Origin of the sequence: Parvibaculum sp., assembly GCF_049651025.1 — a bacterium.
Classification (GTDB): domain Bacteria; phylum Pseudomonadota; class Alphaproteobacteria; order Parvibaculales; family Parvibaculaceae; genus Parvibaculum.
Genome location: NZ_JBASBH010000057.1, coordinates 1 through 15036, shown reverse-complemented (window position 1 = coordinate 15036; position 15036 = coordinate 1). Strand labels below are relative to the sequence as shown.

At 61.7% G+C, this 15036-nt stretch carries 14 protein-coding genes and 1 tRNA gene; 10 read left to right on the top strand and 5 right to left on the bottom strand.

Annotated elements, in window-relative coordinates:
- Positions 1-164: 164 nt before the first annotated feature.
- Together WA943_RS07230 and cpdR are read right to left on the bottom strand one after the other, a co-directional pair.
- Positions 165-239, bottom strand: a tRNA-Val gene (locus WA943_RS07230).
- A gap of 144 nt (positions 240-383) precedes the next feature.
- Positions 384-743 (bottom strand): cell cycle two-component system response regulator CpdR, encoded by a 360-nt coding sequence (gene cpdR / locus WA943_RS07225; protein WP_424469188.1) that lies wholly within the window; start codon positions 741-743, stop codon positions 384-386.
- 260 nt (positions 744-1003) lie between these two features.
- On the opposite strand from cpdR, the gene WA943_RS07220 reads away from it, so the two are divergent.
- Both WA943_RS07220 and WA943_RS07215 read left to right on the top strand, forming a co-directional pair.
- Positions 1004-1951 (top strand): N-formylglutamate amidohydrolase, encoded by a 948-nt coding sequence (locus tag WA943_RS07220; protein ID WP_424469187.1) that lies wholly within the window; start codon positions 1004-1006, stop codon positions 1949-1951.
- Between the two features lie 423 nt (positions 1952-2374).
- Positions 2375-3301, top strand: a complete 927-nt coding sequence (locus WA943_RS07215; protein WP_424469186.1) for a transglycosylase SLT domain-containing protein — start codon at positions 2375-2377, stop codon at positions 3299-3301.
- Between the two features lie 18 nt (positions 3302-3319).
- On the opposite strand, the gene WA943_RS07210 is transcribed toward WA943_RS07215, so the two are convergent.
- Positions 3320-4213 carry a diacylglycerol/lipid kinase family protein gene (locus tag WA943_RS07210; RefSeq protein ID WP_424469185.1) on the bottom strand — a complete coding sequence of 298 codons (894 nt, stop codon included), beginning with the start codon at positions 4211-4213 and terminating at the stop codon, positions 3320-3322.
- 143 nt (positions 4214-4356) lie between these two features.
- Here WA943_RS07210 and WA943_RS07205 point away from each other — a divergent pair, with 143 nt between their 5' ends.
- The 6 genes from WA943_RS07205 (at position 4357) to hisN (ending at position 11062) form a co-directional block, all read left to right on the top strand.
- Positions 4357-5355, top strand: coding sequence for a UDP-2,3-diacylglucosamine diphosphatase (locus tag WA943_RS07205; protein WP_424469184.1), 999 nt, complete (start codon positions 4357-4359; stop codon positions 5353-5355).
- Positions 5352-6446 (top strand): glycosyltransferase family 4 protein, encoded by a 1095-nt coding sequence (locus WA943_RS07200; RefSeq protein WP_424469183.1) that lies wholly within the window; start codon positions 5352-5354, stop codon positions 6444-6446. Before WA943_RS07205 ends, WA943_RS07200 begins: the two co-directional genes overlap by 4 nt.
- 48 nt (positions 6447-6494) lie before the next feature.
- Positions 6495-7070 carry a YceI family protein gene (locus tag WA943_RS07195; protein ID WP_424469182.1) on the top strand — a complete coding sequence of 192 codons (576 nt, stop codon included), beginning with the start codon at positions 6495-6497 and terminating at the stop codon, positions 7068-7070.
- 169 nt (positions 7071-7239) lie between these two features.
- A complete protein-coding gene (gene typA / locus WA943_RS07190; RefSeq protein WP_424469181.1) occupies positions 7240-9087 on the top strand; it encodes a translational GTPase TypA in 1848 nt (615 codons plus the stop codon).
- A gap of 121 nt (positions 9088-9208) precedes the next feature.
- Positions 9209-10213 (top strand): amidohydrolase family protein, encoded by a 1005-nt coding sequence (locus WA943_RS07185; protein ID WP_424469180.1) that lies wholly within the window; start codon positions 9209-9211, stop codon positions 10211-10213.
- A 45-nt stretch (positions 10214-10258) separates the two neighbouring features.
- Complete coding sequence (hisN, locus tag WA943_RS07180) at positions 10259-11062, top strand: histidinol-phosphatase (RefSeq protein WP_424469179.1); 804 nt, start codon at positions 10259-10261, stop codon at positions 11060-11062.
- On the opposite strand, the gene WA943_RS07175 is transcribed toward hisN, so the two are convergent.
- Both WA943_RS07175 and WA943_RS07170 read right to left on the bottom strand, forming a co-directional pair.
- On the bottom strand, positions 11048-12040 hold the full coding sequence (locus WA943_RS07175) for an alpha/beta fold hydrolase (protein ID WP_424469178.1): 993 nt from the start codon (positions 12038-12040) through the stop codon (positions 11048-11050). The genes hisN and WA943_RS07175 overlap by 15 nt on opposite strands.
- Positions 12037-12384 (bottom strand): SCP2 sterol-binding domain-containing protein, encoded by a 348-nt coding sequence (locus WA943_RS07170; RefSeq protein ID WP_424469177.1) that lies wholly within the window; start codon positions 12382-12384, stop codon positions 12037-12039. Before WA943_RS07170 ends, WA943_RS07175 begins: the two co-directional genes overlap by 4 nt.
- Positions 12385-12514: 130 nt before the next feature.
- On the opposite strand from WA943_RS07170, the gene WA943_RS07165 reads away from it, so the two are divergent.
- Positions 12515-14071: an acyl-CoA carboxylase subunit beta gene (locus WA943_RS07165; RefSeq protein ID WP_424469176.1), complete on the top strand. Its 1557-nt coding sequence runs from the start codon at positions 12515-12517 to the stop codon at positions 14069-14071.
- 2 nt (positions 14072-14073) lie between these two features.
- Positions 14074-14904: a Rieske 2Fe-2S domain-containing protein gene (locus WA943_RS07160; RefSeq protein WP_424469175.1), complete on the top strand. Its 831-nt coding sequence runs from the start codon at positions 14074-14076 to the stop codon at positions 14902-14904.
- Positions 14905-15036 lie beyond the last annotated feature (132 nt).

The following is a 15036-nucleotide window of genomic DNA, read 5'->3' as shown; positions in this document are numbered from 1 at the left end:
CTCGGGGTCTGCGGCTGACAATACAAAACAGCCGGAAACGTCATTCCGGCTTCTGCTTCATCGATGAAATATGCGGGGATCGGCCGGAACCTGTCTCGCCTGCTGCGCTGCATGACAGCGCCCAACGGACGATCTGCGTTTGGCAGTGGGGCCGATTTTGGCAATGGTGGGCGTGACAGGGATTGAACCTGTGACCCCTTCGATGTCAACGAAGTGCTCTCCCGCTGAGCTACACGCCCATTGCCGTTGCGGTGACTGGAGATGTTGAGCTTGCGTCCTCATTCCCGGCCAGAGGCAGTCCGTATAACGGGGTTGCCGCCTAAAAACAAGATGGCCGTGACCAAGATAATTCGAATGCCGGAAGCTCTGCCCGGAAGGGCCCGTCAGGCCGCCATCAGCCGCTCGACTTCGGCCACCAGATCGCGAAGATGAAAGGGTTTGGAGAGAACCTTGGCATCCTTGGGAGCCTGGCTTTCAGGGCTCAGGGCGACGGCAGCAAAGCCGGTGATGAACATGATTTTCATCGTCGGATCGAGTTCGGCAGCGCGACGGGCAAGCTCGATCCCGTCCATTTCCGGCATGACGATGTCGGTCAGCAAAATATCGAAGACATCGTTCTTGAGCTTCGTATGAGCGAGATCTCCACGCCCGAAGGATTCGACATCATGCCCGGCATTTTCCAGCGCCTTCGCCAGAAACCGGCGCATGGATTCATCGTCTTCCGCAAGTAGAATGCGTGCCATCAACCTAGCCCATTCTCAAATACCACCTTGCTTCCATGAGGCCTGTGGCCCGGAAGCATCCCGGTCGCCACTCTAGGCAGCGCGGGTAAACAGGGCGTGAAAGCGGCATTTTTCATGCCCGATATGCGAATTGTGATCGCCGTCCACGTGTCGCAAGCGCTTTGCCGCCGTGTTAGGCTTCACATCAAGCGCCCGGCGCATCATCTTTCGTCGATCCGCGCGGATGTTTTCAGCGGCTTTTCGGTGGTACTCCTTCCCCCATGGACCTTATCCCTCGCCATCGATCGAACGACGCCGCAAAAGCGGCCGCAATTGACGAAGAGGCGCTGTTTAAGCGGCCGATAACCGTCGAACGGCCCACAAGCGTCAAGCTGCCTTTCGTCTTCTCCTCGCCCCATAGCGGGCGGCTTTATCCGGATTCTTTCGTCACGGCGTCCAATCTCGACCCCGTGACCCTGCGCCGTTCGGAAGACAGTTTCGTCGAGGAGATTTTCGGCGGCGTCGTCGCGCTGGGCGCACCGCTCATCCATGCGCGCTTCCCCCGCGCCTATCTCGACGCGAATCGCGAACCCTATGAACTCGACCCGGCCATGTTCGCCGACCCGCTGCCGCCTCACGTGAATACGCGCTCGCTGCGCGTCGCAGGCGGCCTCGGAACAATCGCCCGCGTCGTTGCCGATTCGACCGAAATCTATCGCGAGCCGCTGGCCTATGCCGAAGCAGAGCGCCGCATTCGCCATCTCTACATGCCTTTCCACGAAACCTTGCGCGGCCTGCTGGAAGAGACGCATCGCGCCTTCGGCTGGGCGGTGCTGATCGACTGCCACTCCATGCCATCGGTTGGCGGTCCCACGGATGACGATCGCGGCGCGGACCGGCCCGACATCGTGCTGGGCGACCGCTATGGCACAGCCTGCGCAGGCGAGATCACAGAAGAAGCGGAACATATTCTGAAGCGCCTCGGCTACCGCACCACGCGCAACAACCCCTATGCGGGCGGTTTCAACACCGAGCATTACGGGCGGCCCAATCGCGGCCTCCATGCGCTGCAGATCGAGATCAACAGAGCGCTCTATATGGACGAGGCCAGGCTCGAGCGAGGTCCCGGCCTGAAGCGCATGCAAGCCGACATGTCGGCTTTTGCGGCAGAACTGGGCAAACTGGACTGGACCGGCCTGCCCGGCCGCGCCCGCGGCGCTGCCTTCTAGACGGCCCCTTCGGGCTATTTTAGAAAAAAAGGGGCCCCGGCGAACCGGGGCCCAAGTTTAGGGAGGAAACGCCCAAGAAGGGCTACGACATTGGGAGAAACTCAACCGATGTCGCAATGCACAAGATACATTGCGTTGCACAAAAAACAAGTAGATCACCGAAAATTCTTGAGTGACTGCGAGCCGCACGAAACCCACAACTCCATATAATACAATGGTTTTTCGTGATTTGGATTTAAGGTGCGCCGCAGCAAAATTGTCGCACCCGCGCCTTATTCGCAATCCGCCGGACAGTCGCACAATCAAAGCTTCGTTAAGACCCCCCGTGCAAAATAGGGACGCTCGGCCTCAAGAACTGGCCGCGCTCGGCCCCGCCACTATTGGCAGGTGCCATTGGGGCGTTGAATGCAGAAGCGGGCGAACGTGAAATCTGGGCAAATTGCAGTGAGATTGCCTGCCATATGGTCTGTCGCCGTAGCGATGGGCCTGGCGCTCGCCATTGCGCCCACATTTGCGCAGGCCCAGTCGCAGCCGCGGACAAGCCGGGCCAGCAGCGCGGACGCAAAGCCGTCGCCATGGGCGTTTTGCGAGCGCGCGACGGTGCAGATCGAAGTCGAGCACAAGATGCCCCGCGCCCTTCTATTCTCGGTCGCCATGGCCGAATCGGGCCGCTTCAACCCCGAAGCCCGCAAGACGCGCCCCTGGCCCTGGACGATCAATGCCGAAGGCCAATCCTTCTATTTCAAGAGCAAGGCAGACGCGATTGCCGCGACCCACCGGCTGCTGAAAGAAGGCGTCCGCAGCATCGATGTGGGCTGCATGCAGGTCAATCTGCGCTACCACCCCGACGCCTTTGCCGATCTCGATGACGCATTCGACCCCGTGACCAACGTGACCTATGGCGCAAGCTTTCTGAAAAGTCTGCATGGCCGCACGCAATCCTGGCCGGACGCCATTGCGGCCTATCATTCGCAGTCGAAAACACGCAATCAGCCTTACTTCGCCCGCGTCATCGGCATCTGGGTCGATGAGCACACCCGCATCGCCGACCTCGCCCGCAAGCTGAAAGCCGAAGCCGTCGCGTCGGCCGATGCCCCCTTGCGCGAAACGCTCGTTGAAACGGTGGCCATCGTCGCGGCGGAAACGCCCCGGCCTGCCCCCATGGTCATCGACGGCGGAGAGATCAGCAATGTGCGCGAGGCGGCCGTTGCAACTGTCGGCCTGCGCCTTTCCATCGCCGATGATGAGTTCGCGCCTTCCGGCCACGCATCGCAGCGCCGCGCACCGCATGTGCTCGAAGCGCCCCGCTCGGCACCGACCGTTCTCGCGGACGCATCGCCGAGCTTCTGAACCAGCCAGATACCGAGGTTAAATCTTCGAGCCTGTCGGCACGACAAGGCGCAGAATCTGCGTTCCCTGCTCGATCACCTGCGGCAGACCCCCGCGCGCATCGCCATCGACCTCGACTTCAAGGTCAACGGGCGAGACGAGCCTGATATGGCGGGCGGGCAGCACATCGACATCGGAAAGCTTTTCGACACGGCCAAGCCCGAGCGCGATCAGATAGCGTATGAGCGCAAACCGGCTGCCATTGCGAAACAGAAAAAGCGTCAGCCCCGGCTGTGAAATATCGCCGGACGGGGACAGCACATAAGGCCCGGCGAAATAACGCCCGTTGACGGCAACGGCCCATGCCGCGCGCTTTTCGCGGCCATCGACGACGAGATGGATATCGCGCCCCGGCCCGCGCAGCCACTCCTTGAAGCCTGCCCAGACGAAAGCTCCCTTGCCCCAGAATTTCTTCAGGCGGGGATTGATCGCGTGAACGACCACACCGTCAAAACCGATGCCGACCATCATCAGAAATATGCGCCCCTCGACGAGACCCGTGCCGATGAGATGCGCTGGACCGGTCAGCAGCATATCGGCTATGTCGCCCGCGCGCGGACGCAAGCCAAGCTCGATCGCAAGCACATTGGCCGTGCCGAGCGGAATGATGCCGAGCGGCACCCCTTGACCGAGAAGCCCCCGCGCGACCTCGTTGATCGTGCCATCGCCGCCCGCCGCGACGATCACATCCGCATCGCCCTGTTCGGCAGCCCGCCGCGCGAGCGACGTCGCATCGCCCGGCCCCGCCGTTTCCTCGATCGTGACCGCCACACCTGCGCGTCGCAATCGCTCGACAACGGCATGCAGAAGCCCCGGACGCCGGGCGCCCGCAACCGGATTGAGAATGATATGGATGGATTGGCGCAATGCCACGAAATGCCCCTGGATGCAGGTGTCTTTAAAACGTCATCAGATCGTCACGAAAGCTTGTCCGCACGCCCCTTATATGACGGGCAGAAGATCAGGCGCCACCGCTTATAGCGGCAAACGATCTGACTGGCGAGCGGCGAGCGATCTTGATCCGTAAACGAATGATCGTTGAGGACATGACGACACTCGAAACGACACTGGATCGAATCGGCTCGGCAAGGGCCATCCAACCTTTCGCGCCGCCGCAGGACGCCCGCGTCCCCGGCAAGCAGAACAAGGGCCGCCGCTCAAGGCGCAGCATCCTTGACGAACGCCTGACCGGCCCGCGGCCGAAAAATCGCAAGCGCCACCGCACCCTCTTCATCTCCGACACGCATCTGGGCACGCCCGGCTGCAAGGCCGAGCTTCTGCTGGATTTCCTGCGCCACAATGAGGCCGAAACCATCTACCTCGTCGGCGACATAGTCGATGGATGGCGGCTGAAACGCTCCTGGTACTGGTCGGCATCGCATAATGCCGTCGTACAGGAATTGCTGCGCAAGGCCCGCAAAGGCGCGAATGTCATCTACGTGCCCGGCAACCACGATGAAGCGCTGCGCGACTATATCGGCCTCAATTTCGGCGGCGTCGATGTGCTCGCCGATGCGATCCACGAAACCGCGGACGGACGGCGCTTTCTGGTCATTCACGGCGATCAGTTCGACGGCGTCGTCAAATATGCCAAATGGCTCGCCCATCTCGGCGACCGTGCCTATGAACTGGCGCTGTCGCTCAATAACTGGCTGCATGAGATACGCCGCGCCTTTGGCATGCCCTACTGGTCGCTCTCATCCTGGCTGAAACACCGGGTCAAGAACGCGGTCGAATTCATATCGAGCTACGAGGTGGCGCTCGCCCGCGAGGCGCGCGAACGCGGCGTCGATGGTGTCATCTGCGGCCATATCCACCATGCCGAAATGCGTGACATAGATGGCATTCTCTACTGCAATGACGGCGACTGGGTCGAAAGCTGCACGGCACTTGCCGAAGACGATCAAGGCGCACTGAGCATACTGACCTGGCAGCGCTTCTCCTGGGAAGTGGCGGAAGATGCCGGCAATGCTCGCATCGGGCACGACGCACCCAATGTGTTGAACGCTGCATGAGGCTCACGCGCGAGGCCTATCGGCTTGCAAAGCCCGCACACGGCCAGGTCGGTCAGCACCTGCGGATCGTCGTTGTCTCCGATGCGGCACCCCCGCAGGTCAACGGCGTCGTCAGAACGCTTGGCGAGTTGAAGCGCCACCTGACCGCAATGGGCCACGAGGTGACCTCGATCACGCCCGATCAGTTCTCCACGCTCCCTATGCCGAGCTACCCCGAAATCCGCCTCGCCCTCTTTCCGGGTCGTCGCATTGCGCGAATGATCGAAGCGGCAAATCCGCATGCGATCCATATCGCGACGGAGGGACCGCTCGGCCTTGCGGCGCGCAACTATTGCGTCAAACGCGGCCTTGCCTTCTCCACATCGTTCCACACGCGTTTCGGCGAATATCTGCATGCGCGCATCGGCTTCCCGCTGCGCTGGAGCTATACATTTCTGCGCTGGTTCCACGCGCCCGCAGCAACGATCATGGTGGCGACCACCTCTCTCCAGAAGGAACTGGAAGAACGCGGCTTCGGACGGCCTTCAATCTGGTCGCGCGGTGTCGACACAGAGCTTTTTCGGCCTCGCCCCGAATTGCAGGGCGAGCATTATCTCGGCCTTGAACGCCCGGTCTATCTCTATGTGGGCCGTGTCGCAGTCGAAAAAAACATCGACGCCTTTCTTCAAACGGAACTTCCGGGCACGAAAATGATCGTCGGCGAAGGCCCGCGCCTCGAGCATTTGCGCAGGCGCCACCCGCAAGCGCACTTCACCGGCGCGCTGTTCGGCGAGGATCTCGCAAAAGCCTATGCCGCCGCCGACTGCTTCGTCTTTCCCAGCCGCACCGACACATTCGGCCTCGTGCTGATCGAAGCGCTCGCATCGGGCACGCCGGTCGCCGCCTATCCGGTGCAAGGGCCTCTCGATGTCATAGGCACAGAGCCTGTTGCCGCACTGGACGAGGACCTGAAGGCCGCATGCCTTCTCTCTATACGCACGCCGCGCGGCGATGCCCGCCAATTCGCGCTTCGCTTCTCGTGGCAAGCCTGCGCGCAGCAGTTCCTTTCCAATCTCGCGCTGGCCGACGACGCCCTGCTTGAGTCGCGCTGAGAACTGTCATCAACTAGGCGACATTCAATGCGCCTAAGGAGGGCCCTCATGAAATCAATCGTCTTCGCGCTCGCAGCCACAGCGGCACTCGCGCTCTCCTCGTTCGCTCACGCAGACGAATACGAGATCGACGCGTCCCACACCCATGTCGGCTTCACTGTCAGTCATCTGGGCTTCTCTGAGACCTATGGCGTCTTCAAGAACGTCTCGGGCACGCTGACGCTGGACGAGAAAAAGCCTGAGGCGAGCAAGATCGACGTGACCATCGACGTCGCAAGCCTCGATACAGCGAGTGAAAAGCGCGACGAACACCTGAAGGCCAAGGACTTCTTCGACGTCGCGAACTACCCGACCATGACGTTCAAATCGACCAAGGTTGAGGTCACAGGCAAGGACACGGCAACCGTCACCGGCGACCTCACGCTGCATGGCGTGACCCGGCCCGTGGGGCTTTTCGTCAAGCTCAACAAGGCCGGACCGAGCCCGATGGACAAGTCAAAGCAGGTCGCGGGCTTCTCCGCACTCGGCAAGCTCAAGCGCTCAGACTTCGGCATAACGACCTATGTCCCGGCCATTGGCGACGAGGTCACAATCGCGATTTCGACCGAAGCGATCAAAAAATAGGCAAACCCGGCGCAAATCAGGCCCGCGGAGGGATTAACCTTCCGCGGGCCTATCTACATGAAAGCCTTGTGGCAAGCCCACTCTCCGATATATAACGCGCCAATATCAGGCCGCCCTCGCGCGCGATACCCCGTGCCGCTGCTGGCCAACATGACCCCGGCGGAAAATAATGTCCCTTCGTAATATCGCGATCATTGCCCACGTTGACCATGGGAAGACGACCCTCGTCGACCAGCTTCTGCGCCAGTCCGGCACATTCCGAGAAAACCAGCAGGTTGCGGAACGCGTTATGGACTCAGGCGATCTTGAGCGTGAACGCGGCATCACCATTCTGGCAAAGCCCACCAGCGTCGACTGGGTTGACGAAAACGGCGTCCATACGCGCATCAACATCATCGATACACCTGGCCACGCCGACTTCGGCGGCGAGGTGGAGCGCATTCTCTCGATGGTCGACGGCGTGGTGCTGCTGGTCGATTCGGCTGAAGGCCCGATGCCCCAGACGAAGTTCGTCACCTCCAAGGCGCTGGCGCTGGGCCTGAAGCCCATCGTTCTCATCAACAAGGTGGACCGTCCCGACGGCCGCCCTGATGAAGTCCATATCGAAGCCTTCGACCTCTTCGCCGCGCTCGGCGCGACCGATGAACAGCTCGACTTCCCGGTCATCTTCGCCGCCGCCCGACAGGGCTGGGCGACGGAAGACCTCTCCGCTCCCGATGCCAAGGAACACGGCCTGAAGGCTTTGTTCTCCAAGATCATCTCGCACTTCCCCGAGCCTGAAGCGCTGAATGACGGCTCCAAGGACGAGCCTTTCGCCATGCTCGTGACGACGATCGAGAGCGATCCCTATCTCGGCCGCATTCTGACCGGCAAGATCGTCAAGGGTACAGCCAAGACGAATATGCCCGTGCAGGTGCTGCGCAAGGACGAAGGCGTGGTTGAAAAAGGCCGCGTCACGCGCGTTCTCGCCTTCCGCGGCATTCAGCGCATCCCCGTCGAAGAGGCGCATGCAGGCGACATCATCTCCATCGCCGGTCTTGTGCAGGGCACCGTCGCCGACACGATCTGCGATACATCCGTGACCGAACCGCTCAAGGCGCTCCCGATCGATCCGCCGACGCTTTCGATCACCATCTCGATCAATGACAGCCCGCTCGCGGGCCGCGAAGGCACCAAGGTGCAGTCGCGCGTCATCCGCGACCGCCTGATGCGCGAAGCTGAAAGCAACGTCGCAATCCGCGTGACCGACAGCGAAGGCGGCGACGCATTCGATGTTGCGGGCCGTGGCGAATTGCAGCTCGGCGTGCTCATCGAAACCATGCGCCGTGACGGCTTCGAGCTTGGCATCTCGCGTCCGCGCGTGCTGTTCCGTGAAGACGAAAACGGCCACCGCCTCGAGCCGATCGAAGAAGCGACCATCGACGTCGACGATGAATTCTCCGGCGTCGTCATCGAAAAAATGGCGCAACGCAAAGGCGAACTCGTCGACATGCGCCCCACCGGCGCCGGCAAGACGCGCATCATCTTCCATTGCCCGTCGCGCGGCCTTATCGGCTATCACGGTGAATTCCTGACCGATACGCGCGGCACAGGCGTGATGAACCGCCTCTTCAAGGCATACGAGCCGTTCCGCGGCGATGTCGAAGGCCGCCGCAACGGCGTGCTGATCTCGACGGCAGACGGCGATGCCGTGCCCTACGGCCTCTGGTACATCGAAGAACGCGGCACGCTCTTCATCAGCCCCGGCGACCGGGTCTATCGCGGCATGATCATCGGCGAGAATGCGCGCCCCGACGATCTTGAAGTCAATCCGCTGAGGGCAAAGCAGCTGACGAACATTCGCACAACGTCGAAAGACGAAGCCGTGCGCCTGACGCCGCCCCGCCCGCTGACGCTCGAACAGGCCATCGCCTATATCGAATCCGACGAGCTGGTCGAGGTGACGCCGAAGTCGATCCGCCTTCGCAAGCGCTATCTCGATCCGAACGAGCGCAAGCGCTTCGCACGCGCCGGCTAAACGCGCTTGCTTCTCACAACACCAAGTCATGGCCGCGCTCGTCGCGGCCATTCCTTTTTCTCGCGGTTGTCACTCCATCCCAGCAATGCCACTCTCTCCAAAATTATTGGGGAGAGACGTCATGGCGACGAACGAGAAATGGCTGGCGCAGGTGCAAGAGGAAATCATCGATCCCGGCCTGCCGATCATCGATCCGCACCATCATCTGTGGGATTTTCCCGGCTCGCGCTACATGCTGGATGAGCTGAACGCGGATACGGGCTCAGGCCACAATATCCGCGCCACCGTCTTCGTCGAATGCACGGCCATGTATCGCGCCGAAGGACCGGAGCATCTGAAGCCGGTCGGCGAAACGGAATTCGTGAACGGCATCGCCGCGCAATCGGCGAGCGGCCTTTATGGCGAGATGCGCGCCTGCAAGGGCATTGTCGGCTTTGCCGATCTCGCGCTCGGGGCGGCAGTCGAGGACGTTCTCGAAGCCCATATCAGTGCGGCACCCGACCGCTTTCGCGGAATCCGCCACGCCTCCGCTTTTGACGACAGCGACGCGGTGCGCCCTGCACATACAAACCCGCCCAAATTTCTCTTTGGCCAGGCGAAGTTCCGCGAAGGCTTTGCCAAGCTCAGCAATTATGGGCTGAGCTTCGACGCATGGCTCTTCCACCACCAGATTCCCGAACTGACGGCGCTTGCCCGCGCTTTCCCCGAAACGACGATCATCCTCGACCATTTCGGCGGCCCGCTCGGCATCGGACCGCATGAGGGCAAGCGCAGCGAGATTTTCGCGCAATGGATGAAGGACATCGTCGATCTGTCCGAATGTCCGAACGTCGTCGCCAAGATCGGCGGCATCAATATGGCGGTGAACGGCTTCGACTGGCACAAGCGCGACAAGCCGCCCTCCTCCGACGAGCTGGTCGCAGCGACGCAAGACTATTACCTGCACACCATCGACGCTTTCGGCCCTGATCGCTGCATGTTCGAAAGCAACTTCCCGGTGGACAAGCTCTCCGTCTCCTATCCGGTGCTCTGGAACGCCTTCAAGAAAATCGCAAAGGACTTCAACGCCGATGAAAAGGCCGCGATGTTCCACGACACGGCAAAGCGCGTCTACAGGCTGGACTAGGCAGCACACCCGCTCCATGATGCGGCCAATTCCAGAGAGGTTTCTATGCTGACGCCCGCCGATATCGACGAGCTTTCAACCTTTGCCCTGACACTCGCCGATGCGGCGGCGGAAGTGACCCTTCCGCATTTCCGCTCGGGCCTCGCCGTCGACAACAAGCACGGCGATTATGCCTTCGATCCGGTGACGGCGGCGGACCGCGACGCTGAACAAGCCATCCGTACACTGATCGGCAAGCATTATCCCTCGCATGGCATATTCGGTGAAGAGCATGGGCGCGAGGCGGGCACGAGCGCGCTTCACTGGGTCATCGACCCGATCGACGGAACGCGCTCCTTCATTTCCGGCGTTCCGCTCTGGGGAACCCTGATCGCCCTGAACGACGGAACGCGGCCCGTCATCGGCGTCATGGATCAGCCCTATATCGGCGAACGCTTCGTCGGCCGCCCCGGCAGCTCGGAACTTGTCGGCCCGCGCGGCACCGTGCGGCTGAAGACAAGCACCTGCACGAAGCTCGAAGAGGCATTGCTCGGAAACACCGATCCGGGGATGTTCAAGATCGACGCTGAACGCGCAGCCTTTCGCGAAATCAGCGCGCAAGTGCGTCTGCGCCGCTTCGGCGGGGATTGCTATTTCTACGCGCTGCTAGCAGCAGGCACGCTCGATCTCGTGATCGAATCCTCGCTGCAGCCCTATGACATTCAGGCGCTGATCCCGATCATCGAAAATGCAGGCGGCATCGTCACAAGCTGGACAGGCGGCGATCCGCAAATGGGCGGCAATGTGATCGCGGCGGCAACGCCGGAGCTTCACGCGGCAGCGCTTGAGCGGCTTTCAAAAGCCGTCTGAAGCAAACACGCGACGATTTATGAACTCGTCGAAAGCAGCCCAGAATTTCGCGCGGCGCGCATCCGTCTCGATCAGAATTTCGTGATATGCGCCGTCAATGACGACCAGTTCTCCATTGGGCAAATGATCGGCGGCGAAATGAAGCGCCGCCCGGTCGATCAGCCCGTCTTGCTCGGCAAGCGCGATCAGCACCGGCGTCTTTATGGCAGCGAGATATGTGGCCGACCTCGTTTTCCTGACCGAACGAAGCGCCGCCGCAAGCCAGCCAAATGTCGACGCGCCGAGGCCAAGCTGTGGCGCCTTGCGGATCAGCGCCTGATAGACGCCATAGCGCCGCTCATCATGCGTCAGGATGTTCTGGCCAAACGGAACCTCGTCCGCCGCCTTCGCGCTGCCGCCCGGCAAATAGCTTGAACCGAAACCGAGGACGGTTGCCGAATAGGCGACGACGCGGGCCAGCGTCGCGGCAAACACGCTCCCGAGCCGCAAGCCGAGCATGGGCGCGGAAAATACGCAGGCCGAAAACCATTCGGGATGGTCATGAGCCGCCCGCGTGAGGATTTGCCCGCCCATCGAATGAGCGAGCGCAATCCAGGGCTTGGGCAAGAGCGGCGCGACCTCACCCATGAAGGCGGAAATATCGCGGTCAAACTCGGCAAAATCGCGCACATGCCCCTTGCGCGGATCGGCAAGCGACCTGTCGGACAGGCCCTGCCCACGCCAGTCGACCGTCGCGACCGCAAAACCGCGCGCCAGAAGCTCGCCGACCACCTCGCCATATTTCTCCGCAAACTCCGTCCGCCCGCCAAAGACAAAGACGGTGCCACGAACCATCGCAAGCCCCGCCGCTTGCGGCGTCCAGACGATTGCGCGCAACCGAACGCCATCACTCGTCGTGATCCATCGCGCCTCGCCGCCGGTCGGCAGGGGATTTTCAGGAACGAGAACGACAGGAGCGCTCAGAGCATCGGCGTTCAAGATCGCCCCTGATTGGTTGTCTTGAGAACCAGCGGCCCGAGCCGAACCGCAACCGCGACATCCCCCGAAATCCGCATCTTGCCCTGACGAAAGGCAATACCCTGATCCAGTTCCAGATGCAGCATCTGAAGATGCAGCAAAGGATCGATCTGCACGGTGCAATCGGCCACTTCGTCGCGATTGTGGATTTCATTGGGCACTTTGGTCCCATCCACCATGACGACCCCCGCGCCGGGATAAACGAACTTGAGGCGCGCACCGAGCGATGCATCCGCAGGCATGGCGTTGCGCAGGAATTCTGTAATCTCGGCAGCGGCCTTCTGGGCCTCGGCAATTGTCGTCATGATTTCGCTCTCTCTGTCCGGCCCCATATCACCACCTTGAGCGCCACCGCTCAACGGGTTTGCCTGCCCCTTTGGCGAGCAGACGCATTTCCTTTAGGGTCTGTAAAACGGAATTGAAAGCCGGAAGAGCATGAGCTGGGAAAAGGAAGCGGACGAAATCAAACGGCGGCACACGCTTGCCCTGCGTCAGGGCGGCGAGGAGGCTGTCCGCCGTCAGCATGAGAAAGGCCGGCTGACGATCCGCAAGCGCATCGAACGCCTGACCGATGCATCGAGCTTCCGCGAACTCGGCCAGGGCGCAGGCGTTCCCCATTTCGACGAGGACGGCAACCTCATCGACTTCGAACCCGCCAATTACGTGCTGGGCTTTGCCACACTCGCTGGACGCCGCATCGCCATCGGCGGCGAGGATTTCACGCTGAAGGGCGGCTCCCCCAATCCGGCGGGCTTGCGCAAAAGCGTCTATGCCGAAGATCTGGCGCTCCAATACAAAGTTCCGCTGGTGCGGCTGCATGAAGGCGGCGGCGGCAGCGTCGCGGGCGCAGGCGGCAAGAAATCCGCACGCCCTCTCGGCGATCCGGTCTTCTCGACGCCGCGCTTCCTCTCGGTGACGCAAGTGCTGGGCGAAGTCCCGGTGGCGACCGCCGCAATGGGCCCCGTCGCCGGCCTTCCCGCCGCGCGCCTCGTCGCCTCCCATTTCTCGGTGATGGTCGAAAGCGCGCAGGTGCTGATCGCAGGGCCGAAAGTCGTTGAACGCGCGCTTGGCGAAAAGCTGACGAAAGAAGAACTCGGCGGCGCCGATGTGCATGCAAGGAGCGGCGTCATCGACAATGTAGCGGCAAGCGAGGACGAGGCGCTCGCCGATATTGCGCGCTTCCTTTCCTATGTGCCTGACAATGTCTGGCAGCTTCCACCCAGCGTGACGCCCACGGACAATCGCGACCGCATGGACGAGGCGCTTCTGTCCATTGTGCCCAGGGACCGGCGCAAACCATTCGCGATGCGCAAGATCGTCAAATCCGTCATGGATGAAGGCAGCTTCTTCGAAATGACGAAACGCTTCGGCCCTTCGCTCATCACCGGCCTTGCGCGGTTGAACGGCACCAGCGTCGGCGTCATAGCGAATGATTGCATGTTCTATGCGGGCGCGATGACGGCGGATGCCGCGCAAAAACTTCGCCGCTTTGTGGACTTCTGCAACACCTTCCACCTGCCCGTCATTTCCTTTGTCGACGAGCCCGGCTTCATGATCGGCTCCGCATCGGAAAAAGCGGCGACCATCCGTCACGGCACCGCCGCCATCGCCGCCGTCATGCAGAGCCGTGTGCCCTGGGCCTCCATCATCGTGCACAAGGTCTTCGGCGTTGCCGGCGCCGCCCATTTCGGGCCCGGCGGCTTCATTCTGTCATGGCCGAGCGCCGCGACAGGCGCGCTCCCCGTCGAAGGCGGCGTCGCCATTGCCTTCGCGCGCGAGATAGCGGCAGCGCCGGACCCTGAAGCGCTACGCAAGGAATTGGAAGAAAAACTCGCAGCCGGACAGTCGCCTTTTCCACGCGCGGAAGGCTTCTCGGTGCATGAGCTGATCGACCCGCGCGAAACGCGGCCAAGGCTTTGCGACTGGCTCGACTGGATCGAACCGCGCCGCAATGTTGCGCTTGGCCCCTACATGACAACCATGCGCCCCTGATCATGCCACCCCGCCAGCACCGCGCCACAGAGTTCAATCCAAACGGCCTGCCGATGCGCATCGCCGCAAGCTATAGCCGCGACATCGCGGCAAGCCTCGCCCGCGCATGGGAAAATGTGCGCGACTGGGAGCATCTCCCCTGGCTGCATGCCGACAGCTTTTCCGCTTGCCGCCTCGACGATGAGGGCGACTGGGGCTGGCGTGCCGTGACCAGAGGTACGGGTGCCGCCGCAAATCAGGAAACCGTGATCGAGCTTGCAATCGACGCAGGCAATCTCCGCTATGTTTCGCGCACGCTGGAAGGCCCGCTGCCCGGCGTCGAAATCTGGACGCGCTTTACCGAACTTGAACCGCGCAAGACGCGCGTCGATGTCGAGTTTCACCTGCCCCATCTCGCGCAGGAGCAAGCAGCCAAGGCAGGCAAAGGCCTGATCCGCCTTTATACAAAGCTGTGGGACGAGGATGAGGCGATGATGATCGCCCGCCAGCAGGCGCTCGACAGGCGCGGACAGGTCGCCCGCGACCCCGTTCCGCTCGGCCCGCTCGATGCCTTGCGCCGCACCTTGCCGCTCACCCTCGACATCGACGGAATGACGCTGCGCATCATCGGCCTGCGCGGCACGCTTCACGCCTATCCGGCCCGTTGCCCGCATATGATGGCGCCGCTTGATCAGGTCGTGCCGGACGCAGATGGTTGCATCACCTGCCCCTGGCACGGCTATCGTTTTGATGTTGCGACCGGTCTGTCATCCGATGGGCGCGGCCTGAGCCTCGGCGCAATGCCGCGCATCGACATCGACGAAGAAAATCACGCAACGCTCATCTGGCCATGAAAAAAGGCCCCGCATCAGCGGGGCCTTTCCTGTCCACTCGTTGCGATCAACGAATTTCGTTCAATATCTTGCCGCTCACGGAGTCGACGATCAGCACGACATTGCGTCCCTTCGGATCGCGCGCCTTCAGCG